Annotated in this window: 19 protein-coding genes; 6 read left to right on the forward strand and 13 right to left on the reverse strand. The window is 73.9% G+C overall.

The genetic code is table 11. The features are described 5' to 3' along the window. Window positions 1-527: 527 nt before the first annotated feature. Entirely contained in the window at window positions 528-1910 is a 1383-nt protein-coding gene (locus EAO77_RS05335) for a transcriptional regulator (protein WP_147986940.1), read from the reverse strand. Window positions 1911-2235: 325 nt separating this feature from the next. On the opposite strand from EAO77_RS05335, the gene EAO77_RS05340 reads away from it, so the two are divergent. The 3 genes from EAO77_RS05340 (at window position 2236) to EAO77_RS05350 (ending at window position 5457) form a co-directional block, all read left to right on the forward strand. After that, window positions 2236-2901 (forward strand): bifunctional DNA primase/polymerase, encoded by a 666-nt coding sequence (locus tag EAO77_RS05340; RefSeq protein ID WP_147986941.1) that lies wholly within the window; start codon window positions 2236-2238, stop codon window positions 2899-2901. 151 nt (window positions 2902-3052) lie between these two features. Then, a complete protein-coding gene (locus tag EAO77_RS05345; protein WP_147986942.1) occupies window positions 3053-3865 on the forward strand; it encodes an ABC transporter ATP-binding protein in 813 nt (270 codons plus the stop codon). Further along, window positions 3841-5457 carry a transporter gene (locus EAO77_RS05350; protein ID WP_187283244.1) on the forward strand — a complete coding sequence of 539 codons (1617 nt, stop codon included), beginning with the start codon at window positions 3841-3843 and terminating at the stop codon, window positions 5455-5457. The genes EAO77_RS05345 and EAO77_RS05350 overlap by 25 nt, the downstream gene beginning before the upstream one ends. Window positions 5458-5536: 79 nt before the next feature. Here the strand turns inward: EAO77_RS05350 and EAO77_RS05355 are convergent, their stop codons facing one another. Together EAO77_RS05355 and EAO77_RS05360 are read right to left on the reverse strand one after the other, a co-directional pair. Beyond that, a complete protein-coding gene (locus EAO77_RS05355; protein WP_147988958.1) occupies window positions 5537-6397 on the reverse strand; it encodes an alpha/beta fold hydrolase in 861 nt (286 codons plus the stop codon). 600 nt (window positions 6398-6997) lie between these two features. Further along, window positions 6998-7690: a metal-dependent transcriptional regulator gene (locus EAO77_RS05360; protein ID WP_147986944.1), complete on the reverse strand. Its 693-nt coding sequence runs from the start codon at window positions 7688-7690 to the stop codon at window positions 6998-7000. Between the two features lie 224 nt (window positions 7691-7914). On the opposite strand from EAO77_RS05360, the gene EAO77_RS05365 reads away from it, so the two are divergent. Next, a complete protein-coding gene (locus EAO77_RS05365) occupies window positions 7915-8670 on the forward strand; it encodes an SIS domain-containing protein (RefSeq protein WP_147986945.1) in 756 nt (251 codons plus the stop codon). A 29-nt stretch (window positions 8671-8699) separates the two neighbouring features. Here EAO77_RS05365 and EAO77_RS05370 read toward each other — a convergent pair whose 3' ends face one another. Both EAO77_RS05370 and pdxH read right to left on the reverse strand, forming a co-directional pair. Further along, window positions 8700-10061, reverse strand: a complete 1362-nt coding sequence (locus EAO77_RS05370; protein ID WP_147986946.1) for a PAS domain-containing protein — start codon at window positions 10059-10061, stop codon at window positions 8700-8702. 423 nt (window positions 10062-10484) lie between these two features. Beyond that, window positions 10485-11108 (reverse strand): pyridoxamine 5'-phosphate oxidase, encoded by a 624-nt coding sequence (gene pdxH, locus EAO77_RS05375; protein ID WP_147988959.1) that lies wholly within the window; start codon window positions 11106-11108, stop codon window positions 10485-10487. A gap of 463 nt (window positions 11109-11571) precedes the next feature. Between pdxH and EAO77_RS05380 the strand changes: the two genes are divergently transcribed. Continuing rightward, window positions 11572-12672: a citrate synthase 2 gene (locus tag EAO77_RS05380; protein ID WP_147986947.1), complete on the forward strand. Its 1101-nt coding sequence runs from the start codon at window positions 11572-11574 to the stop codon at window positions 12670-12672. An 82-nt stretch (window positions 12673-12754) separates the two neighbouring features. On the opposite strand, the gene EAO77_RS05385 is transcribed toward EAO77_RS05380, so the two are convergent. Genes EAO77_RS05385 through EAO77_RS05415 form a run of 7 tightly spaced genes read right to left on the reverse strand, consistent with a single transcriptional unit; the run spans window position 12755 to window position 22050 of the window. Next, a complete protein-coding gene (locus tag EAO77_RS05385; RefSeq protein ID WP_147986948.1) occupies window positions 12755-13351 on the reverse strand; it encodes a TetR/AcrR family transcriptional regulator in 597 nt (198 codons plus the stop codon). Next, window positions 13339-14070, reverse strand: a complete 732-nt coding sequence (locus EAO77_RS05390; protein WP_147986949.1) for an enoyl-CoA hydratase family protein — start codon at window positions 14068-14070, stop codon at window positions 13339-13341. Before EAO77_RS05390 ends, EAO77_RS05385 begins: the two co-directional genes overlap by 13 nt. Window positions 14071-14073: 3 nt before the next feature. Beyond that, window positions 14074-15696 carry a 4-coumarate--CoA ligase family protein gene (locus tag EAO77_RS05395; RefSeq protein WP_147986950.1) on the reverse strand — a complete coding sequence of 541 codons (1623 nt, stop codon included), beginning with the start codon at window positions 15694-15696 and terminating at the stop codon, window positions 14074-14076. 42 nt (window positions 15697-15738) lie between these two features. Then, a complete protein-coding gene (locus tag EAO77_RS05400; protein ID WP_147986951.1) occupies window positions 15739-16869 on the reverse strand; it encodes an acyl-CoA dehydrogenase family protein in 1131 nt (376 codons plus the stop codon). Then, on the reverse strand, window positions 16866-18827 hold the full coding sequence (locus EAO77_RS05405) for an acetyl/propionyl/methylcrotonyl-CoA carboxylase subunit alpha (protein WP_147986952.1): 1962 nt from the start codon (window positions 18825-18827) through the stop codon (window positions 16866-16868). The genes EAO77_RS05400 and EAO77_RS05405 overlap by 4 nt, the downstream gene beginning before the upstream one ends. Window positions 18828-18835: 8 nt before the next feature. After that, window positions 18836-20434, reverse strand: a complete 1599-nt coding sequence (locus EAO77_RS05410; protein WP_147986953.1) for an acyl-CoA carboxylase subunit beta — start codon at window positions 20432-20434, stop codon at window positions 18836-18838. Next, complete coding sequence (locus tag EAO77_RS05415; protein WP_147988960.1) at window positions 20431-22050, reverse strand: acyclic terpene utilization AtuA family protein; 1620 nt, start codon at window positions 22048-22050, stop codon at window positions 20431-20433. Before EAO77_RS05415 ends, EAO77_RS05410 begins: the two co-directional genes overlap by 4 nt. A 252-nt stretch (window positions 22051-22302) precedes the next feature. On the opposite strand from EAO77_RS05415, the gene EAO77_RS05420 reads away from it, so the two are divergent. After that, the gene (locus tag EAO77_RS05420) at window positions 22303-24051 is read left to right on the forward strand and encodes a hypothetical protein (protein WP_147986954.1); all 1749 of its coding nucleotides are present in this window, start codon (window positions 22303-22305) and stop codon (window positions 24049-24051) included. 22 nt (window positions 24052-24073) lie between these two features. Here the strand turns inward: EAO77_RS05420 and EAO77_RS05425 are convergent. After that, window positions 24074-25370 (reverse strand): (Fe-S)-binding protein (locus EAO77_RS05425; protein WP_147988961.1); only part of this gene is annotated, 1297 nt, incomplete at its 5' end.

Consider the following 25370-nt stretch of genomic DNA (forward strand, 5'->3'; position numbering starts at 1 on the left):
CACATGTAGGAGTCCCGGTGACGCACAGCGGACAGGGTGACGAGCAGCGGCCCCCGGCCGCGCGGCCCGCGCACGAAGGCGTCGTGCTGCCCGCCGACGGCAGTGAGCCCCTCATACCCGGAACCCAGGGTGCGCAGGCGGCCCCGGCGGGCGGCTGCTGCGCGCCGTRGCCGGGGRCGGCSGGGGGCTGCTGCCCGCCCGGCTGCTGGGGGCCCCATGGTGCGCCCCACGGCTGTCCGCCCGCCGGGGCCGCCTGCGCACCCTGGGTTCCGGGTATGAGGGGCTCACTGCCGTCGGCGGGCAGCACGACGCCTTCGTGCGCGGGCCGCGCGGCCGGGGGCCGCTGCTCGTCACCCTGTCCGCTGTGCGTCACCGGGACTCCTACATGTGGACCTACGGAATCGTCGGTTCACGCTACCGGGTGCCCGAAGTCCTCCGCACACACGTGCCACAGCAGTGACAAGATGCGGACACAGAAGGCCGTTCACGGGGCCGGCGCCGGCGCGGCCCCGCCGTCGGCACGCGCCTCAGGCGGCCCGCAGGGCGAGCCGGGCGGAGAGTTCACGGACCGGGGGCTCCTCGGCGTACGGCTCCAGCCGCTGCCGGAGGTCGTCGAGATACTCCGTCCCGCGGCTGGAGCGCAGGGTGTCCAGCAGGTCGACGGCGCGCGTCGCCGTGTGGCAGGCGTGTTCCACCTCACGCTGCTGCACCTGTGCCGCCGCGAGCAGGACCAGACCGATCGCGCGCCGCCGCGCGCGGGACGCCGGATGCCCCGCCAGCGCCTCCCCGGCCTGCCGTGCGGCCTCCTCCGCCTCGCCCAGGTCGCGGTGACAGTGCGCCAGTTCGTCCGCGAGGTAGGCGTGGTCGAAGTGGGCGATCCACGCCGGGTCGTCACCGGACTCCGGCTCGGCCCGGTCCAGCGCCGTGACCGCGCGCGAGACGGCGTCGTGACAGGTGCGGGCGTCCCCGAGCAGGGCGTGGCCCCGGGCCTCAGCCGCGTGGAACATGGCCTCCGCGCGGGGCGTCACCCGGCCGCGCGCGCCCTCCTGCGCCGCCCGAGCGAGCTGGGCGATCTCGCGCGGGTTGCCGAGCTCGGCGGCGAGGTGGCTCATGGAGGCGGCGAGCACGTAGCCCCCGTACGCCCGGTCGCCCGCCGCCTGCGCGAGCCGCAGGGCCTGGATGTAGTAGCGCTGGGCGAGCCCCGGTTGCCCCGTGTCGACCGCCATGTATCCGGCCAGCTCGGTCAGCCGGGCGACGGCGGCGAAGAGTTCACGGCCCACCGCCTCCCGGTAGGACCCCGACAGCAGTCCGGAGACGACGCTGTTGAGGTAGTGGACCAGCACGGGCCGGACGTGCCCGCTGCCGAAGCGGTGGTCGAGATCGGTGAGCGCCGCGGTCATCGCGCGGACCGCCTCGACGTCGGAGGTGCCCACGCGGGCCCCCGCCGTCCGCGCGACCTGGGCGTCGGCGCCGGTGATCAGCCAGTCACGGCTCGGTTCGACGAGCGCGGACGCGGCGACGGCGGACCCGGAGAGGAAGTCCCGGCGCCCCACGTCCGACCGCCAGAGCTCGCAGACCTGCTCGATGGCCCCGGGGACGGTCGGCGAGAACTGCAGCCCGACTCCGGTGGCCAGGTTCTTGCCGTTCGCCATGCCGATCTCGTCGATCGTGACCGTGCGCCCGAGTTTGCGGCCCAGCGCCTCGGCGATGATGCCGGGCGCCCGGCCGCGCGGCTGCTGGCCGCGCAGCCAGCGCGCCACGGACGTCTTGTCGTACCGCAGGTCGAGGCCGCGCTCCGCGCCGACCATGTTGACCCGGCGTGCGAGCCCGGCGTTGGAGCACCCGGCTTCCTGGATGAGCGCCTGCAGCCGTTCGTTCGGCTGTCGGGCGACGAGAGGCCTGGCTGCCATGGACTACCCCCTGATGCCGCGGTGATCGTTCGTAGGTCACTGATTCGGTGATCACCGGTCACTGGTCACCGATCACTGTTCACTGCCCGGCGGATATACGGGAAATGCAGAGTTGGTCGGGTTGGTTCCTTTTGGTCCGGTGGCCGGGCGGCCCGTGGTGCGCAACCCCCCGCCTTGGCTACCCGCCCCCGACGGCACGGCCTCCCGCGCGCCCCCGGCCGTGCACCCGTGCGCCCCATATGCAGGATCGATGCGCCGAACACGGGCACGGACCGGGCCGTAACCCGAGGTTGCGGCGGTAGTTGAGTGTGTCGTGGATGAGACCATGGGAGTCACGGAAGCCGCTCAGATCCCCCAACAGCGCGGCGAACAACTGCTGGACGCGGCCGTGCGGTACACGGACGAGCGGCACTGGGACGTCTTTCCCGGCACCTGGCTGGAGCCCGTGGACGGCACGGAGCGCTGCTCCTGCGGCGACACCGGCTGCGCCTCTCCCGGCGCGCACCCGGGCCGGGGCGACTGGGCGAACCAGGCGACCGGCAGCGGGTCCGCGGCCCGCCGGCTGTGGTCGAAGCAGCCCAGGGCGTCGATCCTGCTGCCGACCGGGCGCACCTTCGACGCCCTGGAGGTCTCGGAGTCGGCGGGATTCCTCGCACTGGCCCGGCTGGAGCGCATGGAGCTGCCACTCGGCCCGGTGACGTGCACCCCCGACCGCCGGATGCTCTTCTTCGTCCTCCCCGGCGCCTCCCTCAAGGCCCCCGAACTGATCCGCAATCTCGGGTGGATGCCGTCGGCCATCGACCTGATCACCCGCGGAGAGGGCCACTGGGTGGCCGCGCCGCCGACCCGGATCGGCGGCCGGGGCGCGGTCCAGTGGGCCCGCAGGCCCACACCGGCCAACCGCTGGCTGCCCGACGCCGAGGAGCTGATCAGCCCGCTGGCATACGCCTGCGGGCGGGAAGCGGCGGCGGCCCGCGTCCGGGGGCGGTGACGCCCGCTCCGGCCACCTGGCGCACGGGGCCGTTCGCCGGATCCCGGCAACGCTGACCAGCGAGGACTGCCCGGTCGGGACCTGTGCCGCGGGCAGGGGTCTCCGTAGGCTGTTCCCCGACCGACGCCGGGGAACACAGGAGGCCATGACCATGCCGGAGCAGACAGTCGACGCGGCGGGCGGTGCGTCCACGCCCCCGCCCGCCGTCCAGGTGGAAGGGCTGTGGAAGCGCTTCGGTGAGCAGATCGCGGTCGCCGGGATCGATCTGGCCCTTCCCGCGGGGAAGTTCATCGGCCTCGTCGGCCCCAACGGGGCGGGCAAGACGACGACGCTGTCCATGGTCACCGGTCTGCTGCGGCCCGACCACGGACGGGTTCTGGTGGCCGGGCACGACGTGTGGGGCGACCCGGTCCGGGTCAAGTCCCGTATCGGTGTGCTGCCGGAGGGACTGCGCCTGTTCGAGCGGCTGTCCGGCCGGGAGCTGCTCGCGTACAACGGCCGGCTGCGGGGCCTGCCCGGCGACGAGGTCGACAAGCGCGCCACGCAGCTGCTGGAGGTGCTGGATCTGGCCGGATCGCAGCACAAGCTGGTCGTCGACTACTCGACCGGCATGCGCAAGAAGATCGGCCTGGCCGCCGCACTGCTCCACAACCCCGAAGTGCTCTTCCTCGACGAGCCGTTCGAGGGCGTCGACCCGGTCTCCGCGCAGACCATCCGCGGGGTGCTGGAGCGCTACACCTCGTCGGGCGCGACCGTGGTCTTCTCCAGCCATGTGATGGAACTCGTCGAGTCGCTGTGCGACTGGGTCGCGGTCATGGCCGCGGGCCGTATCCGCGCCCAGGGCACCCTGGCCGAGGTGCGGGGCGCGGCGCCCACGCTCCAGAGCGCCTTCCTGGAGCTGGTCGGGGCACAGGGACGGGATTCCGGCGAGTCGCTGGACTGGCTGGGCGGCGGTGCGCGGTGAGCACCGCGGCGCTGGCGGGGATCTTCGTCCGGCTGAAGCTGTCACTGCTGCGCAACGGGCTGCGCCAGTCGTCCGGCCGCACCGCGGTCTTCGTCGTGTCGGTCGTCCTCGCCGTGCTGCTGGCGATCGCCCAGCTGGCCGGACTCCTCCTGCTGCGCGGCGACGAGGACGCCGCGACGGTCGTGGTCCTGCTGACCGGGATCGTGGCGCTCGGCTGGGCCGTGCTGCCGCTGTTCTTCCCCAGCGGTGACGAGACCCTCGACCCGACCCGGCTGGTGATGCTGCCCCTGCGCCCGGCCCCGCTGGTGGGGGCGCTGCTCGGCGCGTCACTGGTGGGCATCGGGCCGCTGTTCACGCTCTGCCTCGTCGTCGGATCGGCGCTCGCCCCCGCGCGCGGGGCGGCGGCGACCGCGGTCGCCGTGGCCGCCGTCCCGCTCACGCTGCTGGTGTGCGTGGCGCTGGCCCGGGCGGTGGCCGCCGCCAACATCCGCCTGCTCACCTCCCGCAAGGGCCGCGACCTCGCGGTGCTCAGCGGTCTGGTGATCGCGGTGGGCATCCAGTTCGTCAACTTCGGCGTGCAGAGCCTCAGCAGGTCCGGGGGGCTGTCGGCGCTGGACCCGGTCGCCGGCGTGGTGCGCTGGATCCCGCCCGCCTCGGCGATCGGCGCGGTGGACTCGGTGTCCGCCGGTTCCTGGGCGGCGGCGGCCGTGCAGCTGGCCCTGTCGGCGACGGCCCTCGCGGCGCTGCTGTGGTGGTGGCAGCGGAGCCTGACCAGGCTGATGACGGCCCCCGACGGGTCGACCCTGGCGGCGACGTCGGAGCCGAGCCGGGAAGGGGCCTCGTCGTCCGGACTGCACCGGCTGCTGCCCGAGGGCCGCACCGGCACCGTCATGCTGCGCTTCCTGCGCTATGTGTGGCGGGACCCCAAGACCAAGGGCGCTTGGGTGACTTCGCTGGCGATCGGTCTGATCGTGCCGGTGTTCAACGCGCTCCAGGGCACGGGCTCGGTCTATCTGGCGTGCTTCGCGGCGGCCATGCTCGGCATGCTGATGTACAACCAGTTCGGGCAGGACACCTCGGCGTTCTGGATGGTGGCGCTGACGATCTCCTCGGCCCGCGACGCCTACGCGGAGCTGCGCGCCCGGACGCTGGCGCTGCTGGTGATCACCCTGCCGTACATGACGCTCGTGTGCGCCGTGACCACCGGCATGATGGGCCGCTGGCGGGACCTCCCCGAGGTGCTGGGCCTGTCGTTCGCCCTGCTGGGCGCGATGCTCGCGACCGGCACGGTGGCCTCGGCGCTCTTCCCGTACTCGATCCCGCAGGACAGCGCGTACAAGAACGTGGCGCCCGGTCAGGGCGGTCTCGCCTGGCTGTCGATCCTCGGCGGCGTCCTGGCCTCCGCGCTGCTGTGCGCGCCGGTGATCGCCCTGACGGTCTGGCTCCACGCCTCCGGCTCCGGCGGGCTGTGGCTGATCCTGCCGGTGGGCACGGCGTACGCGGCGCTGGTCACCTGGGCGGGGCTGCGTCTCGCGGCGCCGCGGACGGCCGACCGCCTCCCGGAGATCCTGACGGCGGTGAGCAAGGGCTGAGGAGCCGTCGCCGGCGGCGCGCGGCCCGGGACCGGTGTCCGGTCCCGGGCCGCGCGCACAGGACGCGGGGAGCGGGCGTTCAGGAGGCGAGGACGCCGTCCAGGAAGGGCTCGATCGCCGAGCGCCAGCCGTCGGGGTGGTCGTAGTGGACGAGGTGGCCGGCGTCGGCGACCTCCCCGTACTCGCCGCGCGGCAGGACGCGGACCATCTCCTGCGCCTCCGCCCGTCCGAGCTGCCCGTCGAGGCCGCGCACGACGAGGGTGGGGCAGCGGACCTGGGCCAGCTCCTCCCAGTGCGATTCCAGGACCCAGGTCTCGCGGGAGGTGAGCATCTGCCCGAAGGAGAAGACCGGGTGCCAGCCGTCCGCCTGTTCGGCCATCACCTCGGCGAAGAACTCGCCGCGGGCCGGGTTGGGGCGCTCCACCCAGGGGTCGTCCTCGCCGAACCACTTGCGGACGTCCGCGAGCGTCGCGAACGGCACCGGCCAGGAGCGGAACCAGTCCTCCCACTCGCGCTGCGACGCCGCTCCCAGGGCCGAGGCCCGCATGTCGCAGATGATCAGCGCGTGCACCAGGTCGGGTCGTCTGGCGGCCAGTTGCCAGGCGGTCAGCGCTCCCATGGAGTGGCCGATCAGGGTCACCGGGCCCAGTCCGAGCTGCTCGACGGCGGCCGCCGCGTCGGCCACGTAGGCGTCCCGCGTGTAGGGGCCGTCGGGCTTGTCGCTGCGGCCGTGCCCGCGCTGGTCGAGCGCGACGGCCCGGTGCCGCTCGGCCAGCCAGCGGGCCGTGGGGGCCCAGTGGGACGCCCGTCCCATCAGGCCGTGGAGCAGTAAGACGCCGGGTGCCGTCTCGTGCTCGCCGCGGCCCTTCGGCGGGTCCGCGTACTCCCAGGCCGCCAGGCGTACGCCGTCGGCTCCGGTCACATCGATGCGCCGCACCATCTGGCCTGGCACCCCCTTGTCTCCCCCGGATCGGTGGCTCGTGTCGAGTCACGCCAGACTATCGAACTCGTATTCGAAAAAGACGTTCTGCCACGCAACACCCCTCGTTCGAGTGACCACCGCCCGGGATTGGACGCGATCGGCGGGGGGAGATTCCCTGCGGGAGGCGGACCGCTCGGGGACAGGGGTCCGAGGGGACTGACCCTGGGAGCTCGGGGCTCCGGGTCAGCACCGGGGAGGACAGGTCCCGGCGCCCGTGGGCGCCGGGACCCCTCCATGAGAGGCCCCTGCGCGCAGGCGGTGCCGGCACAAGGCGGTACGACGGGCGACGCGTCACCGTGGCTCCCCTCCCCGGGCCCGGGTCATATGCCTCGGCTTCAGAGTGGCACGGGACGGCTGCGATCGCTGCCGTTCCGGACGGAAACGCGGCCCGGAAACCGGGCGGCCCCCCGCGGAGCGGCCGGGGCGGAACGCGGCACGAGCCGGCGCGGACGGAAGAACCAAGCCCTGCGGCGGCGGCCGGGCGGAAACACGGCGCGGGCGGTCCCCCGGCGTCCGAGCCCCGGGAACCGCCCGCACACCGGCGCGCGCCGGCCGCCGTCAGCGCTTCGCCACGAACACGTGCGAGGCGATCTCCGCCTCCAGCTCCGCCGCCTCACCGCTGCTGCCCACCAGCACACCGCCCGGCGACTGCGTCACGCTCACCACCGACCCGGGCTGCACGCCCGCGCGGCGCAGCGTGTACATCAGCTGCGCATCGGTCTGGATCGGCTCGCCGATCCGGCGCACCACGACGGTCTTGCCCTCGGTACCCGGGTCCAGCTCGGCCAGCGAGACCATGCTGTCGTCGAGGAACGGGTCGGCCTCGGCCTTCTCGCCCAGCTCCTCCAGGCCCGGGATCGGGTTCCCGTACGGGGACTCCGTGGGGTGGCGCAGCAGCTCCAGCACCCGCCGCTCCACCGCCTCGCTCATCACGTGCTCCCAGCGGCACGCCTCGGCGTGGACGTGCTCCCACTCGAGACCGATCACGTCGACCAGGAGACACTCGGCGAGCCGGTGCTTGCGCATCACGCGCGTCGCCAGCTGCCGCCCCTCCTCGGTGAGCTCCAGGTGGCGGTCGCCCGCGATGGTCACCAGACCGTCGCGCTCCATCCGGGCGACGGTCTGGCTGACCGTGGGACCGCTCTGGTCCAGCCGCTCCGCGATACGGGCCCGCATGGGCACCACACCTTCCTCTTCGAGCTCGAGGATGGTGCGGAGATACATCTCCGTCGTGTCGATCAGTCCGGACATACGTGCCCCTCGATGCTGTGGCGTGGAAAACAGTCGTACGTGGCCCCGCTCAATTCTTGCGCATCGCGCCGACAACCGTGCCCGGCACGGCATCGCGGGCATCGGCCGGAGCCTGTATTGACAGAGCAATGGTCCAGACCTCAACGTGATCCGCGGCACGGATGTTCCCCCGTCCCGCCACTTCAGCGAACTACCCTCGTAACCACCTCCGAAAGGGCTGGACGATGAGCGAGAGCAAGCTGGCCGGTCGGTTCTTCGACGCCGCGATCGGTCTGCTGCAACGCGTCAGGGACGAGGAGTCCGCGAACATCGCGGCGGCGGGCACCGCCATGGCGGACGCCGTGGCCGACGGCGGCCGGCTGTTCGCCTTCGGCGCCGGCCACTCCTCCCTCGCCGCGCAGGACGTGGTCTACCGGGCCGGCGGCCTCGCCCTGATGAACCTGCTGGCCGTGCCCGGCGTCGTCGGCGTCGACGTCATGCCCGCCACCCTCGGCTCCGCCCTGGAGCGGGTGGACGGACTCGCCGGTGCCGTCCTCGACTCGAGCCCCGCCGCCGCGGGCGACGTCCTCGTGATCATCTCCCTCTCCGGCCGCAACGCCCTGCCCGTGGAGATGGCGATGAACGCCCGTGCGCTCGGCCTCACCGTGATCGGCGTGACCTCGGTCGCCTACGCGCACGAGACCCGCTCCCGGCACACCTCCGGCACCTTCCTCAAGGACCACTGCGACATCGTCCTGGACTCCAAGATCGCCGTCGGCGACGCCGAGCTGACCCACGACGGCATCGAGGCGCCCTTCGCCCCCGCGTCCACCGTCGTCACCAGCGCCCTGATGCAGGCGACCATGGCCGCCGCGGCCGAGCGCCTCGCCGAGCGGGGCATCGAGCCCCCGCTGCTGCGCTCGGGCAACGTCGACGGCGGCCACGAGTGGAACGGCCGCGTGATGACCGAGTACCGCGACCGGATCTTCTTCCGGCACTGATCCCGGGTGCCCGCCGGGTGGCGGCGGCATCACGGGCCGGCCCCCGGCCGCGCCTGGGCGAGCGACGCCGCCACCAGCACCGCCATGCTCTCCGCGTACACCGCGTCCGGACGCTCGAACGCCGGGCGGCTCGCGGCCCGCAGGAACGTCAGCACCCCCAGCGTCCTGCCCCGGCTGCGGAGCACCGTGCACAGCGCGTGCGCCGCGTCCCCGGGCCACTGGCGGCGCGGCGCCCAGTCCCCCGGTGCGCCCTCCGTCCCCGCGCTCGCCCGCACCGAGCCGATGCGCTCCGCCGCCTGGAGCGCCGGGTGCCCGGGCTCGTAGCGGACGGGGAAGCCGCCGCCGGCGACGCCCGCCACCGGTCCCGGGGTGCCCGACGGCGAGGCCGCCGCGCGCACCAGGCGCCCGCCGCCCTCCGCCAGATCGATCAGCGCGTGGTCGGCGAAGCCGGCCAGCGCGAAGTCCATGCAGACCGTCGCCGCCTCCAGCGGGTCCTCGCACTCGGCCGCGGCCCGGCCCGCCCGGTGGAGCTGACCCGTCCTGAACCGCAGCCGGTCGGCCTCCTGCTCCGCGAGCCGGGCCTCGGTGACGTCGTGGAACAGCCACCCGGCGCCCAGCGGCACCGGCTCCTCCGCGAGCGGGGACGCCAGCCGCAGGAACCCGCTGCGCCAGCAGCGCCGCTGCTCGCCGCCGGCTGCCGCGACCGTCACCCACAGGTCGACCAGGCCCCTGGGCGCGCCTTCGGCGAGCACATGGTGCAGTGCCCCTTCGAGCTCCTCGACGCCCTGTCCGGCCAGCTCGCCGAGCGGCCGCCCCAGCACCTGCGCGCGGGGGGCGCCGAGCAGCCGCGTCGCCTCTGCGTTGACGACGGCCGCCCGCAGATCCACGTCGACCAGGACCACCGCCCAGGCCGCGTCGTCGAACAGCGCCTCGCTCAGGGCGATGGAACGCTCCAGGTCGATCTGGGCGTGCACCTCGCTGAAGGCGCAGTAGACGCCCGCGGGCTTTCCGTCGGCCCCGAGCACCCGGGCGGACTGGGTGCGCACCAGCACCCGTCCGCCGTCCTTGCGCAGCAGCGCGAACTCGTGCACCTGCCGCCCCGGCGCGTCCATCGCCGCGAGCAGCCTGCCCCGGACGTCGCCCGCGTCCGCCCGGCGCACGGCCCAGCCCTCGAAACCGCGCCGCCCCACGGCCTCCGCCGCCGTCCACCCGAGGATGCGCTCCGCCTCGCGGTTCCAGTGGGTGACGGTGCCGCCCGCGTCGAGCGCGCACAGCGCGGCGTCCATCCCGTCCAGCAGCGCGGCCAGCAGCTCCGCGCCGCCGGGCCCGGGCCGGGACGGCACTCCGCCCGCCCCGATGTCGTCGGTGATCCCACTCCTGGCAGCAGTCATCCCGGTACCCCCTGGCAGGACGCGTCCATGTGCACAGATCCACCTGAATCCATTGAACGTCAACGTGACCCAGCGCACACGGGGTTCCCGGAAAGCGGGTGGGAAAGCGGTTCGACAATTCGCTTGAACCGGCCGCCGCGACTTCCTAGGGTGGGGGTACACGCGAAAGGAGGTGATCCGAAAACATGGTTTCTTTTCGGACTCGTGAGGTGACTGCGGGCTAACGGCCTGCCGTCGCACTCTGTGCACCTCGGCAGGCCACCTGCCGAAACCCAAGCAGTCACCCGACCCGTGGGCCGCCGGTAAGTCCGGCCGGCTCCCTCCGTCCGGACGGAGGGACCAAAGGCCCACGGGTCGTCTGCGTTCTCCGGCGCCCCGGCGGCCCGTGTCCTCCCCCCGGGCCGCCCGCCGCTCCCCTTCCGGTCAGGGCGCCAGGCGCTCCACGCGCCAGCCGGTGTCCGTGCGGACGTAGCGCAGCCGGTCGTGGAGCCGGTTCTCGTGCCCCTGCCAGAACTCCACCGTCTCCGGCACGACCCGGATGCCGCCCCAGTGGTCCGGGGCGGCCAGTGCCCCGCCCTCGGGGGAGCGGGCCGCGAGTTCCTCGAAGCGCCGCACGAGCTCCTCCCGGGAACCGATGACGGACGACTGCTCGCTCGCCCAGGCCCCGAGCTGGGAGCCGTGGGGCCGGGTGCGGAAGTAGGCGGCCGTCTCGTCGCGGCCGACCCGGCAGGCCGTCCCGGTGACGACGATCTGGCGGGCCAGCGGATGCCACGGGAAGAGCAGCGAGACGTACGGGTTGGCGTCGATCTCGCGTCCCTTGCGGGAGCCGTAGTTGGTGAAGAAGACGAAGCCGCGCTCGTCGTACTGCTTGAGCAGCACCGTGCGCGAGGACGGCCGGCCGTCGGGCGTGGCCGTGGAGACGACCATGGCGTTCGGTTCGAGCAGCGCGGCGGCGGCGGCCTCCGCGAACCAGCGGGCGAACTGCTCCATGGGGCCGTCCGCCAGCGCGGTCTCGTCGAGCGGCGTGGAGCGGTACTGCTCGCGCATGACCGCCGGGTCGGGGACGACGAGCTCCGTCTCGGCGGGGTCCGGCAGCGGCAGCCCGGACACGGTCACGGCGGGGCGGGCGTCACCCGACGGGGAGGCCGGCGCGGCGCCGCCGGCGGCCGTGCCGGGCTCGGGGCCGGTCGCGTGGGCGTCGGACTCGTGTGCGGCGTGATCGGTCACGGGGACATCCTGCCGCAGGGGCGGGTCCGCCGGGCGGCGGAGCTGCCCCAGTCTTCCCGGCCCCCGGCGCCGCCAATCCTGGTCCGGGAGAACGGGGCAGTGTGCCGGACGTCACGCTTCCCCGCATCTGGGGAACCCGCCAAAATCCGGGGTGGGGCCTCTGTGGCCTCCCTACAGCGGCGGATAAGGTGCCTGGTCCGGGGCGGGCCGGGTGACGAGCGCGCTTACGGGGAATCACCGGGGTGACCGACCCGCCGCCGTACCCATCGTGAGGAGCCGCCTGATGTCCGACTTCGTACCTGGACTCGAAGGAGTCGTCGCGTTCGAGACGGAGATCGCCGAACCGGACAAGGAGGGCGGCTCCCTCCGCTACCGGGGAGTCGACATCGAGGACCTGGTGGGTCACGTCTCGTTCGGCAACGTCTGGGGCCTGCTCGTCGACGGGGCGTTCAACCCCGGCCTGCCGCCCGCGGAGCCGTTCCCGATCCCGGTCCACTCCGGCGACATCCGGGTGGACGTGCAGTCGGCGCTGGCGATGCTCGCCCCGGTGTGGGGCCTGAAGCCCCTCCTCGACATCGACGAGGCGCAGGCGCGCGACGACCTGGCGCGGGCGGCCGTGATGGCCCTGTCCTACGTGGCGCAGTCCGCGCGCGGGCAGGGGCTGCCGATGGTGCCGCAGAGCGAGATCGACAAGGCGGCCTCCGTGGTGGAGCGCTTCATGATCCGCTGGCGCGGCGAACCGGACCCGCGGCACGTCAAGGCCGTCGACGCCTACTGGACGTCGGCCGCCGAGCACGGCATGAACGCCTCCACCTTCACCGCCCGGGTGATCGCCTCGACCGGCGCCGACGTCGCCGCCGCGCTGTCCGGCGCGGTGGGCGCGATGTCGGGTCCGCTGCACGGCGGCGCGCCGTCGCGTGTGCTCGGCATGATCGAGGAGATCGAGCGCACCGGCGACGCGGCCGCGTACGTCCGCCGAGCGCTCGACAAGGGCGAGCGCCTGATGGGCTTCGGCCACCGCGTCTACCGGGCCGAGGACCCGCGCGCCCGGGTGCTGCGCCGTACCGCCAAGGAGCTGGCCGCACCCCGCTTCGAGGTGGCCGAGGCGCTGGAGAAGGCGGCGCTGGAGGAGCTGCACAACCGCCGTCCGGACCGGGTGCTCGCCACGAACGTGGAGTTCTGGGCGGCCATCGTGCTGGACTTCGCGGAGGTGCCGGCCCACATGTTCACCTCGATGTTCACCTGTGCCCGCACCGCCGGCTGGTCGGCGCACATCCTGGAGCAGAAGCGCACCGGCCGGCTCGTCCGCCCGTCGGCCCGCTACACGGGCCCGGGTTCGCGCGACCCGCGGGACATCGCGGGATACGCGGACATCGCGGACTGAGAAGCCGTGTCCGGCGGACTCCGCCGTGCCGGGTGACGCGCTCACCCGGCACGGCGCCGCGCCGGGCAGGGGCCGGCGGGTGTCAGCCCAGGCCGTTCTCGACCAGAGCCGCCCACTGGGCGACCACCCGGCGGCGGCGGGCGGCGTCGTCGGTGAGGACGTTGGCGAGGCCCAGCCCGCGGGCCATGTCCAGCAGGCCCTGGACGGTCTCGCGCACACCGGGGACGGACTCGTCCGCCTCCAGCAGCCGCACCGCGATCCGGTGGGTCTCCCGCCCGACGCGGGCCTCCAGTTCGGTGACCCGGGGGCGCAGCTGCTCCTCGTTCGACGCCGCCACCCACAGCTGGAGCGCCGCCCGGAACAGCGGGCCCGTGTAGAGGTCGACGAGGGCGGCGAGGACCTCGGGGCGGCTCTGCGGGGGCAGCTCCCGCAGAGCCTGCGAGCGCTCCTCGGCCACGTACTCGACGGCCGCGGTGAACAGGTCCTCCCGGGTCGGGAAGTGGTGCTGCGCCGCCCCGCGCGAGACGCCGGCGCGCTCGGCGACCACCGAGACCGTCGAGCCGGCCCAGCCGACCTCGGCCAGGCAGGCCACCGCCGCCTCCAGGAGCCGCTGCCGGGTCGCCCGGCTGCGGTCCTGCTTCGGGCCGTGCGCCGCGCCGGGCGGAGTCAGAACACCCATGCGGGATCCCGTCGTTCGAGGAAGGCCGTCATCCCCTCGCGCGCCTCGGCCGAGGCGAACAGCGTCGCCGAACGCTGCACCAGGTCCTCGGCGTCCCGGTCGAAGGTCTCCAGCACCCTAGCCGTGACCAGCTGCTTCGACGCCGCCAGGCCCTGCGGGGAGCCCTTGCGCAGGGCCTCCAGCAGGGGTTCCAGCGCCGCGTCCACGTCGTCGGCGGCCAGCGTGAGCAGCCCGCAGCGGGCCGCCTCCGCGGCGTCGAAGCGCTCCCCGGTGAGGTAGAGCCGCTCGGCGGCCCGCGGCTGCATCCGGGGCAGCAGCGGCAGGGAGATGACGGCCGGGGCGACCCCGATCCGCACCTCGGTGAAGGCGAAGTCGGATCCGGTGGTGGCCGCCGCGATGTCGCACGCCCCGACCAGGCCGAGGCCGCCGGCCCGCACGTGTCCCGCGACCCGGGCGACGACGGGCTTGGGCAGGGCGACGATCTGGCGGAGCAGTGCGACGAACGCGTACGGGCTGGGCGGCGCCTTCAGGTCCGCGCCGGCGCTGAACGTCGTCCCGGTGTGGGTGAGGACCACCGCCCGCACACCCGGGTCGCCGGCGCACTCGGTGAGGGCGCCGGCGAGCTCGCCGACGAGTGCCGCCGAGAGGGCGTTGCGGTTGGCCGGGCTGTCGAGGGTGAGGGTGGTGATGCCCCGCTCGTGGGCCGTGACGACGGTCATGCGCTACTCCGTAAGGTGTCGGGCGGCCTTGGCCTCGGGAGCGGACGGTCCGGCTGCCGCGGTCTCCCGGTCCCGCAGCTCCCGGCGGAGGATCTTCCCCGACGCTGCCCGGGGGATGCCGCCGGTGAACTCGATCCGGCGGACCTTCTTGTACGGGGACACCCGCTCGGCGACGAAGGCCATCACGTCGTCCGCGGTCAGCGAGTCGGCGCCCGGCTGCCGCACGACGTACGCCTTGGGGATCTCGTTGCCGTCCTCGTCGTGCACACCGATCACGGCGGCGTCGGCGACCGCTTCGTGGGTGAGCAGCAGGGCCTCCAGCTCGGCGGGCGCGACCTGGAACCCCTTGTACTTGATGAGTTCCTTGACCCGGTCGACGACGAAGAGCCAGCCGTCCTCGTCCACGCGGCCGACGTCGCCGGTGTGCACCCAGCCGTCCTCGTCGATCATGGCCGCGGTCGCGTCCGGCCGGCCCAGGTAGCCCTTCATGACCTGCGGTCCGCGGATGGCGATCTCGCCCTCCTCCCCCGGCCCGGCGTCGCCGGACCCGTCGAGGGCGAGGATGCGCATCTCGGTGCCCGGCAGCAGCAGGCCGACCGCCCCCGGCGGCGGGTTCTGTGCCGTCAGCGGCACCACGTGGGTGCCGGGCGAGAGCTCGGTCATCCCGTACGCCTGGCGGACCGGCGGCAGGCCGAGGCGCCGGGAGCACGCCTCGCCGAGGCTCGCGTCCAGGGGCGCGGCGGCGGAGACGACGTACTCCAGCGAGGAGAGGTCGTAGCCGTCGACGGCCGGGTGCTTGGCGAGCGCGAGGACGATCGGCGGGGCGACGTACAGGCCGTTGATGCGGTGTTCCTGGATGGCGCCGAGGAAGGTGTCCAGCTCGAAGCGGGGCAGGACGACGACGGTGGCGCCGGTGCGCAGCGGGGCGTTCATCAGGGCGGTCAGCCCGTAGATGTGGAAGAACGGCAGGACGGCGAGGATCCGGTCGCCCGGCCCCATCGGGATGAAGGGCTCCAGCTGCCCCAGGTTGGAGGCGATGGAGCGGTGGGTGAGCATCACCCCCTTGGGCACGCCCGTCGTCCCGGAGGAGTACGGGAGGGCCGCGACGTCCTCGGAGGGGTCGATCACCACGTCCGGTTCCGGTGCGGTCGAGGTGAACATGTCGGTGATGCTGACGTGTCCCTCCGCCCGGTCGCAGACGAAGATCTCCTCGATGCCGGCCGCGAGTTCGGCGGCCCTGCGGGCGACCTCCAGCAGCGGGGAGACGGTGACGATCCAGCGGGCGGAGGAGTCGCGCAGCTGCTTGGCGAACTCCTCCGCCGTGGCCAGCGGGTGGACGGTCGTGACCGACGCCCCTGCCCGGGTCGCCCCGTAGAAGACCACGGGATAGGCGACCGTGTTGGGGCTGTGCAGGGCGAGCACGTCGCCCTTGCGCAGGCCGGCCTCGGCGAGCGCGGCGGCGATCCGGCGGTGGAAGAGGTCGAGCTGGCGGTAGGTGACGGTGGTGCCGTTCACGCCGTCGACCAGGGCGACGGTGTCGCCGTACTCGGCGGCGCGGCCGAGTACGGCCTCGTGGATGGGTTCGACGACGGCCGGGACGTCGGCGTAGCTGCTGCGGAACACCATGACTGGCCTCCCTGCTGTTGTGGACGCTCAGAATGACGTCTGTCAGTAGGACTTGGGGAGACCCAGGGACTGGTGGGACACGTAGTTGAGGATCATCTCCCGGCTGACGGGCGCGATCCGGGCGACCCGGGAGGCGGCGATCAGCTTCGCCAGGCCGTACTCGCGGGTGAGGCCGTTGCCGCCGAGGGTGTGCACGGCCTGGTCGACGGCCCGGACGCAGGCCTCGCCGGCGGCGTACTTGGCCATGTTGGCGGCCTCGCCGGCGCCGATGTCGTCGCCCGCGTCGTACAGGGCGGCGGCCTTCTGCATCATCAGCCGGGCCAGCTCCAGTTCTATGTGCGCCTGGGCGAGCGGGTGGGCGATGGCCTGGTGGGCGCCGATGGGCGCCTTCCAGACCTGGCGGGTCCTCGCGTAGTCGACGGCCTTGGCGAGCGCGTGGCGGCCCATGCCGATGGCGAAGGCCGCGGTCATGATGCGCTCGGGGTTGAGCCCGGCGAACAGCTGGAGGAGGCCCGCGTCCTCCTGGCCGACGAGCGCGCCGGCCGGCAGCCGGACGTCGTCCAGGGTCAGCTCGAACTGCCGCTCCTGGGCCTGGAGCTCCATGTCGATGGCCCGGCGGCCGAAGCCCGGCGCGTCCCGGGGGACGACGAACAGGCACGGCTTGAGGCTGCCGGTCCCGGCGTCCTCGGTGCGGGCGACGATCAGCGTGGCGTCGGCGATGTCGACGCCGGAGACGAACACCTTGCGGCCGGTGAGCAGCCAGTCGTCGCCGTCCCGGCGGGCGGTGGTGGTGATCCGGTGCGAGTTGGAGCCGGCGTCGGGCTCGGTGATGCCGAAGGCCATGGTCAGGCTGCCGTCGGCGAGACCGGGCAGCCAGGTGCGCCGCTGCTCGTCGGTGCCGAAGCGGGCGATGACGGTGGCGCAGATGGCCGGCGAGACGATCATCATCAGCAGGGGGCAGCCCGCGGCACCGGACTCCTCCAGGACGATGGACAGTTCGGCGATGCCGCCGCCCCCTCCCCCGTACTCCTCGGGGAGGTTGACGCCGAGGTAGCCGAGCTTGCCCGCCTCGGCCCAGAGGGTGGCCCGGTCGTAGTCGGGGCCGTGGCGCCGGGCGAGTGCGGCGACGGCGGTGCGCAGGTCCTTGTGGTCCTGGCTCTCCATGGTGCTCATGATGCGGCGGCCTCCTGTGCTTCGGTGACGTCCTGTGCTTCGGTGACGTCCTGTGCTTCCGTGACGTCCTGTACGACGGCGAGCAGGGTGCCGACCTCGACCTGGCGGCCGGGGACGGCGTGCAGGGCGGTGAGCGTGCCGGAGGCCGGAGCCGTGATCCGGTGCTCCATCTTCATGGCCTCCAGCCAGACGAGGGGCTGGCCCTCCGTGACGGCGGCCCCCTCGGCGACGCCTTCGCCGAGGCGGACGACGGTCCCGGGCATGGGGGCGAGCAGCGAGCCGGGCACGGCCCGCTCGGTGGGGTCGGTGAAGCGGGGCCGCTCGGTCAAAGTGTGGGCGCCGAGCGGGCCGTCCACGTGGACCCGGCCGTCGCCGTAGGCACCGACGGCGAACGCCCGCGCCACGCCCTCGGTCTCCAGGACGACCCGGTGCGGCTCCGCCCGCACGACCCGCAGTCCGGGCTCCCCGTCGACCTCGTACCCGCCGTCGCGGGTGGGCCGGTAGCGGACCTCGTGCTCCCCGTACGCCGCGGTCTGCGCCTGGGACGGCAGGTTGCGCCAGGCGCCGCCGAAGCGTCCCGCGCGGGCGGCTGCCGCGGCGAGGGCGGCGGCGACGGCGGCGTCCCGTGCGCCCGGGGCGGGCGCGGTCAGCTCCTGGAGATGACGGTCGTAGAAACCGGTGTCGGGGCACGCGGCGAAGCCGGGGTGGTCCAGCGAGCGGACCAGCAGCGCCCGGTTGGTGGCCGGACCGTGGACGCGCGCCCGCCGCAGGGCGTGCGCGAGCCGCCGTACGGCCTGCTCACGGGTGGGCGCCCAGGTGATCACCTTGGCGATCATCGGGTCGTAGTGCACGCCGATGGTGTCCCCGGCGGCGTAGCCGGCGTCCACGCGGGTGCCGGTGGCGCCTCCGGGGAGGCCCCCGGCGTCCGGCACGTCGAGGGCGTGCAGCGTGCCGGTCTGCGGGGCCCAGCCGGCGGCCGGGTCCTCCGCGTACAGGCGCGCCTCCACGGCGTGGCCCCGGGCCGTCGGCGGCTCGGCCGGCAGCGGCCGGCCCTCCGCCACCGCGATCTGGAGGGCGACCAGGTCCACGCCGAACACAGCTTCCGTGACGGGGTGTTCGACCTGGAGACGGGTGTTCATCTCCAGGAAGTGCGCCCGTCCGTCGTCGCCGACGAGGAACTCGACGGTGCCCGCGCCCCGGTAGTCCACGGCCCCGGCGGCGGTGCGCGCCGACGCCTCCAGCGAGGCGGTCAGCTCCGGCGGGAGTCCCGGCGCGGGGCACTCCTCGATCACCTTCTGGTGGCGGCGCTGGAGCGAGCAGTCCCGGGTGCCGAGCGTCCACACCGTGCCGTGGCCGTCGGCCATGATCTGCACCTCGACATGACGGCCGCGCTCGATCCAGGGCTCGACGAAGACCTCGCCGTCGCCGAACGCGGAGGCCGCCTCCGCCGACGCGGCCTCCAGCGCGCCGGGCAGCCCGGCCAGCGAGCGGACCACCCGCATGCCGCGGCCGCCGCCGCCCGCCGCCGCCTTCACGAGCACCGGCAGGTCCCGCTCGGTGACGGCGCCGGCGGCGAGCGGGGCGATGCCCATGAGCTCCTTGGCCCGGGTCTTGGAGGCCATGGCCTCGATGGCCTCGGGGGGCGGGCCGATCCAGATCAGGCCGGCGTCCGCCACGGCACGCGCGAAGGCGGCGTTCTCGGAGAGGAAGCCGTACCCCGGGTGCACGGCGTCCGCGCCCGCCGCGAGGGCGGCCTTCACCACGAGGTCGCCGCGCAGGTACGTCTCGGCCGGGGTGGCGCCCGGCAGCCGCACGGCCGCGTCCGCCTCCCGCACGTGCAGGGCGTCCGCGTCCGGGTCGGAGTGGACGGCGACCGTGCCGATGCCGAGGTCGCGGCAGGTGCGGAAGACACGGCACGCGATCTCGCCGCGGTTGGCGACAAGGACGGTGGAAATCACGTCAGGCCTCACATTCGGAAGACGCCGAAGCCGCCGCGCGCGCCCTCGACCGGTGCCGTGTGGATCGCGGACAGACACATCCCGAGGACGGTCCGGGTGTCGCGGGGGTCGATGACCCCGTCGTCGTAGAGCCGCCCCGACAGGAACGCCGGCAGGGACTCGGCCTCGATCTGCGCCTCGACCATCGCGCGCAGTCCGGCGTCCGCCTCGTCGTCGTACGGCATCCCCTTCGCGGCGGCGGACGCCCGGGCCACGATGGACAGCACACCGGCGAGCTGCTGGGGTCCCATCACGGCCGATTTGGCGCTCGGCCACGCGAACAGGAACCGCGGGTCGTAGGCCCGGCCGCACATGCCGTAGTGGCCGGCGCCGTAGGACGCGCCCATGAGCACCGACAGGTGCGGGACACGGGAGTTGGACACCGCGTTGATCATCATCGCGCCGTGCTTGATGATGCCGCCCTGCTCGTACTCCCTGCCCACCATGTAGCCGGTGGTGTTGTGCAGGAAGAGCAGCGGGATGTCGCGCTGGTTCGCCAGCTGGATGAACTGGGCGGCCTTCTGCGACTCGGCCGAGAAGAGCACGCCCTGCGCGTTGGCGAGGACGCCCACCGGATAGCCGTGCAGCCGGGCCCAGCCGGTGACGAGGCTGGACCCGTAGAGCGGCTTGAACTCGTCGAAGTCGGAGCCGTCGACGATCCGGGCGATCACCTCGCGCGGGTCGAACGGCGTCTTCAGGTCCTCCGGCACGATACCGAGCAGTTCGTCGGCCGCGTACTTCGGCGGTTCGGCGGGGGCCGGATCGGCGTGCGCCTTGCGGTGGTTGAGCCGGGCGACGATCCGCCGGGCCTGGCGCAGGGCGTCCGCCTCATCGACGGCGAAGTGGTCGGCGAGGCCGGAGACACGGGCGTGCATCCCGGCGCCGCCGAGGGACTCGTCGTCGCTCTCCTCGCCGGTCGCCATCTTCACCAGCGGCGGCCCGCCGAGGAAGACTTTCGACCGCTCCTTGATCATCACCGTGTGGTCCGACATGCCCGGCACGTACGCGCCGCCGGCGGTCGAGTTGCCGAAGACCACCGCGACGGTGGGGATGCCGGCCGCCGACAGACGGGTGAGGTCGCGGAAGAGCGCGCCGCCGGGGATGAAGATCTCCTTCTGGGACGGCAGATCGGCCCCGCCGGACTCCACGAGCGAGATCACCGGGAGACGGTTGGCGAACGCGATCTCGTTGGCCCGCAGCGCCTTCTTCAGCGTCCACGGGTTGGAGGCGCCGCCCCTCACGGTGGGGTCGTTGGCCGTGATCAGGCACTCGACCCCCTCGACGGTGCCGATGCCGGTGACGAGCGAGGCGCCGACGGGGTAGTCGCTGCCCCAGCCGGCGAGCGGCGACAGCTCCAGGAACGGGGTGTCGGGGTCCACCAGCAGCTCGATGCGCTCACGGGCGAGCAGCTTGCCGCGCTCCCGGTGCCGGGAGACGTACTTCTCCCCGCCGCCGGCGAGCGCCTTGGCGTGCTCGCCCTCCAGTGCGGCGAGCCGGTCCAGCATGGCGGCGCGGTGGGCGGCGTGTTCGGGGCTCGTCGGGTCGACGGCCGAGCCGAGGACGGTCACAGCAGGGCCTCCGGGAGGTCGGTGTGGCGGGCACGCAGCCATTCGCCGAGCGCCTTGGCCTGGGGGTCGAACCGGGCCTGTGCGGCGACGCCTTCGCCGAGCAGGCCCCGCACGATGAAGTTCACCGCCCGCAGGTTCGGCAGCGCATGGCGTTCGACGGGCAGCCCGGCGGTCTCCGGGAGCAGCTCGCGCAGCCGCTCCACGGTCAGTTCATGGGCGAGCCAGCGCCAGGCGTCATCCGTCCGCGCCCAGACGCCGACGTTGGCGTCGCCGCCCTTGTCGCCGCTGCGGGCGCCCGCCACGAGCCCGAGGGGGGCGCGCCGGACGGGCCCCGGCGGCAGCGGGTCGGGCAGCGGAGGCTCGGGCACCTCCTCGAGGGGCGGCGTCCCGGCCGCCGCGGGGATCGGCGTCCGGGTGCCGTCGGGCAGCACGGCCGTGTGCGGGACCTCGCCCGCGTCGGTGTACGCGGCGTCGAACACCCCGTAGGGGGCGCCCTTCCCGGGCGGGGCCGTGACATGGAAGCCGGGGTAGCTCCCGAGGGCCAGCTCGATCGCGGCGCCGCTGACCGCCCGCCCGACCTTCTCCGCGTCCTGGTCGCGCACCACGAGCCGCAGATACGCGCTGGCCCGCTCCTCCGTGTCCGCGTCGGCGTGCTCGGTCCGGGCCAGTTCCCAGCGGACCTCGGCGGGGCGCTGCTTGCCGAGCGCCTCCTCCAGCTGCTCGCGCACCAGACGGGCCTTGGCCTCGACGTCGAGGCCGGTGAGCACGAAGACGACCTCGTTGCGCCAGCCGCCGAGGCGGTTCAGCCCGACCTTGAGCGCGGGCGGCGGCGCCTCGCCGCGCACCCCGGAGATCCGGACCCGGTCGGGGCCGTCCCCGTCCAGGCGCACGGTGTCCAGCCGCGCGGTGACGTCGGGCCCGGCGTAACGGGGGCCGGCCGTCTCGTACAGCAGCTGGGCGGTGACGGTGCCGGTGTCGACGACGCCGCCGGTGCCGGGGTGCTTGGTGACGACGAAGGACCCGTCGGCGTGGATCTCGGCGAGCGGGAAGCCGGGGCGGCGGACGTCGTGGCCGGTGAAGAAGGCGTAGTTGCCGCCGGTGGCCTGGGTGCCGCATTCGAGCACGTGCCCGGCGACGACGGCTCCGGCGAGCCGGTCGTACTCCCCGGGCCCCCAGCCGTGCCACCAGGCCGCGGGCCCGGTGACGAGCGCCGCGTCGGTGACCCGGCCGGTGACCACGACGTCGGCTCCGGCGGCGAGGCAGGCGGTGATCCCGCCCCCGCCGAGGTAGGCGTTGGCGGCGAGCACCCCGGGGTGGCGGGCCGAGAGGTCGTCGCCCTCGACGTGGCCGACCCGGACGGGGACGCCGACGCGCTCGGCGAGCTCCCGCACGGCGTCGGCGAGGGACGCCGGGTTGAGGCCGCCCGCGTTGGCGACGATCCGCACGCCGCGTTCCACGGCGAGGCCGAGGGTGTCCTCCAGCTGCCGCAGGAACGTCCTGGCGTAGCCCAGGCGCGGGTCCTTCAGCCGGTCGCGGCCGAGGATCAGCAGGGTGAGCTCCGCCAGGTAGTCGCCGGTGAGCACGTCGAGCGGCCCGCCGTCGAGCATCTCGCGCATCGCGTCGAACCGGTCCCCGTAGAACCCGGACGCGTTCCCGATCCGCAGCACGCCCCGCCCCGCGGCGGCGTGGTTCCCGTGGGGGGCCTGTGCGTGGGCCTCCGCCCCGGGGGCGGGGCGTGCTGCGGATCGGGAACGCGTCCGGGTTCTACGGGGACCGGTTCGGTGGTCAACCTCACGGGCCGGCACGCCCCGCAGCTCACGGTCGATCGCAAACGGTGCATCGGATGGGACCGCGATCACGTCCAGCGGATGCTGCACACCGAGATCGACGCACTTCTCGTTGCGGACAGTGAGGTGCTCCGACCGCCGTGGCTGGCGACCCTGGCCGAGGCACAGGGCTACCGCCTCGCCGACGCGATCCTGCGGGCCGCCATCGCCGCGGACCACCGTCCGTGGGGGATGGGCGACCACGACGCCCCTCCCGCGATCATCGGCTGCTTCCCCGCGGATCTCGAGATCTTCGCCGAACCGCGACCCGCCCGGCCCCACCCCGCCCGCCGGACCTATCCGGTGCCCACGGGCAGCCTCGTGCCGGATCACCTCGTCGAGTGGCGCGTGCGGGCGTGGGCCAAGGCCGGCGTCTACCCGGGGGTGAGCATCGTCGGCGACGTCCCCCTGGCGATGCCGCTGCACGACGCGCTGGTGAAGCGGGAAATGAATGCGTCCTCGTTCAGCCTGGCCGGGATCAGGGTGGAGGCGCCCCCGCGACACTGGGTTTCCTCGCATCCCATCTCCGTGCTGAGGGCGGCGGCCGAAGTTGTCCGGGCCCAGGGTCTGCCGTTCGCCGACGCCCGGCGCCTCATCACCGAAGCCGGATACGTGCTGCCCGAGCAGCTGGGTGTTCCCGAGAACGCCGTCCTCGGCGACGATCTCCCCCTGCTCCGGACCGAGGATCAGTTGGTGGAGAAGCACCCTGTGACTCTCCGGCCCGCCGTGGTGATGCAGCTCGCGTCCGAAGCCGGTCTGCCGCTCCCGGAGATCGTCGCCCGGCTCGGCAGCTACGGGTTCACCCTGCCCGACTGGTTCGTCCCCGGGGCGTCCCTGCCGGACGATGGTGTGCTCGGTGTCCTCGCGCAGTGGGGCTGGGAGGGCCTCACTCCTGTTCCTCCCCTGGTCGTCCACGCGCGGGCCACGGGCGAGGACGTCACCCACATGGTCGCGAAACTGGAGGAGTTCGGCTACCGGCGACTGTCCGCGGTGCCGCCTGCCGACCTGTCCGACACCGACCTCAAGCTCATGAGCCGTGACCTCGACGGGACGAACCCTTGGCTGAACCCCGTCCAGCCCATACCGCGGGCACACATCCTGCGTGCGGCCCACGACTTCGGAGCATCCCCACAGGCGCTCGTGGAGCGCCTGGCGCAGCTCGGCTACAAGGTGCCGGAGCCGTCGTCCCTCCCCACCGAACCCATACCCGTCGACGATTTCGCGGTCCTCAGTCAGGACGACGACGGAAAGGCGCCCTGGCTGGAAGCCGACGGCGACCTCAACGCGACCACCGCCATCACGACGGCGTTGCACACCTTCCGGCCGGTCGGTGAGGTGATGCGGGTCTGGGAGACTGCCGGAGTCGTCGAGGCCGGAAGCATGCGCATCCCGGACGACGAGGACTTCGACAACCTGCGCCTCATCAGTCAGGACCTGGACCGCAAGGACCCCTGGCTCGCTCACGGCAAACCGTTGCCGCTGGGGCACGTGCTGGCGGCGGCGGAAGCCGTCGGCAGGGAACCGGCAGCAGTCCTGGCGCGGCTCGAGTCCCTCGGATACCACCTGCCCGAAGCCACTCCGCTGACCGATGACGTGCGACCGGACGACGTGGACATTCTGCGGACGAACGGGGCCCGCTGGTTGCGTGGCGAGCGGCCCGTCCCCCTCGCCCACGTCATCCGGGCGGCCGCCGCCTCCGGGCGCACCCCGGTGAGCGTCGCGCGGCGTCTCTCCGATCTCGGGTACACGCTGCCGGACGGAGTCGTCTTCACCGACGCACCCACCGTGTGACGGTCCCGGCGCCGGCCGTCAGTCACCCGCCGCCGTCGTCCTCCAGCCCCTCCGCCAGCACCTCCGCCAGGTGGCGGGCGCGGTGGCCGCCGAGGTCGTGGAGCTGGGTGCGGCAGGAGAAGCCGTCCGCGAGTAGTTCGGCACCCTCGGGGGCCTCGCGGACGGCGGGCAGCAGGCGGTCCTCCGCGCAGGCGACGGAGACGTCGTAATGGCCCTTCTCGAAACCGAAGTTGCCCGCGAGGCCGCAGCATCCGCCGCTGAGGGCGCCGGTGAGCCCGGCGGCCTCGCGCAGGGCGCGCTCGGCGGTGTCGCCGAGGACCGCGTGCTGGTGGCAGTGGGTCTGGCCGGCCACGGGGCGGTCCAGGCGCGGTGGCGTCCAGCCGGGGGCGGCGCGTTCCGCGAGGGTCTGGGCGAAGGTGCGGACGAGGCCGGCGAGGCGGGCGGCCCGGGGGTCGTCGCCGAGCAGCTCGGGCAGATCGGTGCGGAGCGCGGCGGCGCAGCTGGGTTCGAGGACGGTGACGGGGGCGTCCAGGTCGAGGAGCGGTTCGACGGTGTCGAGGGTGCGGCGCATCACGGCGCGGGCGCGGTCGAGCTGGCCGGTGGAGACGTAGGTCAGTCCGCAGCAGACCCTGCCGGACGGCAGGACCGTCTCGATCCCGGCGTCCTCCAGGACGCGCAGGGCCGCCGTGCCCACCGACGGGGCGAGGTGTTCGGTGAAGGTGTCCGGCCACAGCACGGTGAACCTGCCGGGGGCGAGCACCTGCGTCCGGCCGCGCGTCCGCTCACGGGCGAGTGCGGTGAAGGGGCGCCGTGCGAGGCGCGGGAGTTCGCGCTCGGGGGCGATGCCCATGAGCCGCTTGGCGAGGGCCGCGAGGGGACGCACCGCGGCCAGGGCGTCGACGAGGGGGGCGACGGGCCCGGCCAGGCGCAGCCACTGCGGCAGCCGGCCCATGGAGTAGTGGGCGGCGGGCCGCGGCCGGCCCGCGTAGTGGTGGTGGAGGAACTCCGCCTTGTAGGTGGCCATGTCGACGCCCACCGGGCAGTCGCTGCGGCAGCCCTTGCAGGAGAGGCACAGGTCGAGGGCGTCGCGCACCTCCCGGGAACGCCAGCCGTCGGTGACCACCTCGCCGGCGAGCATCTCGTGCAGCAGGCGTGCCCTGCCGCGGGTGGAGTGCCGCTCCTCGCCGGTGGCCCGGTACGACGGGCACATCACCGCGGGGCCGGGTGCCGGGGCGGCGGTGCGGCAGGTGGCGACCCCCACGCACCGGCGGACGGCGCGCCGGAAGTCGCCGTCGTCGTGCGGGTAGCCGAAGGCGACG

Source organism: Streptomyces sp. T39, from assembly GCF_008042045.1.
GTDB lineage: Bacteria > Actinomycetota > Actinomycetes > Streptomycetales > Streptomycetaceae > Streptomyces.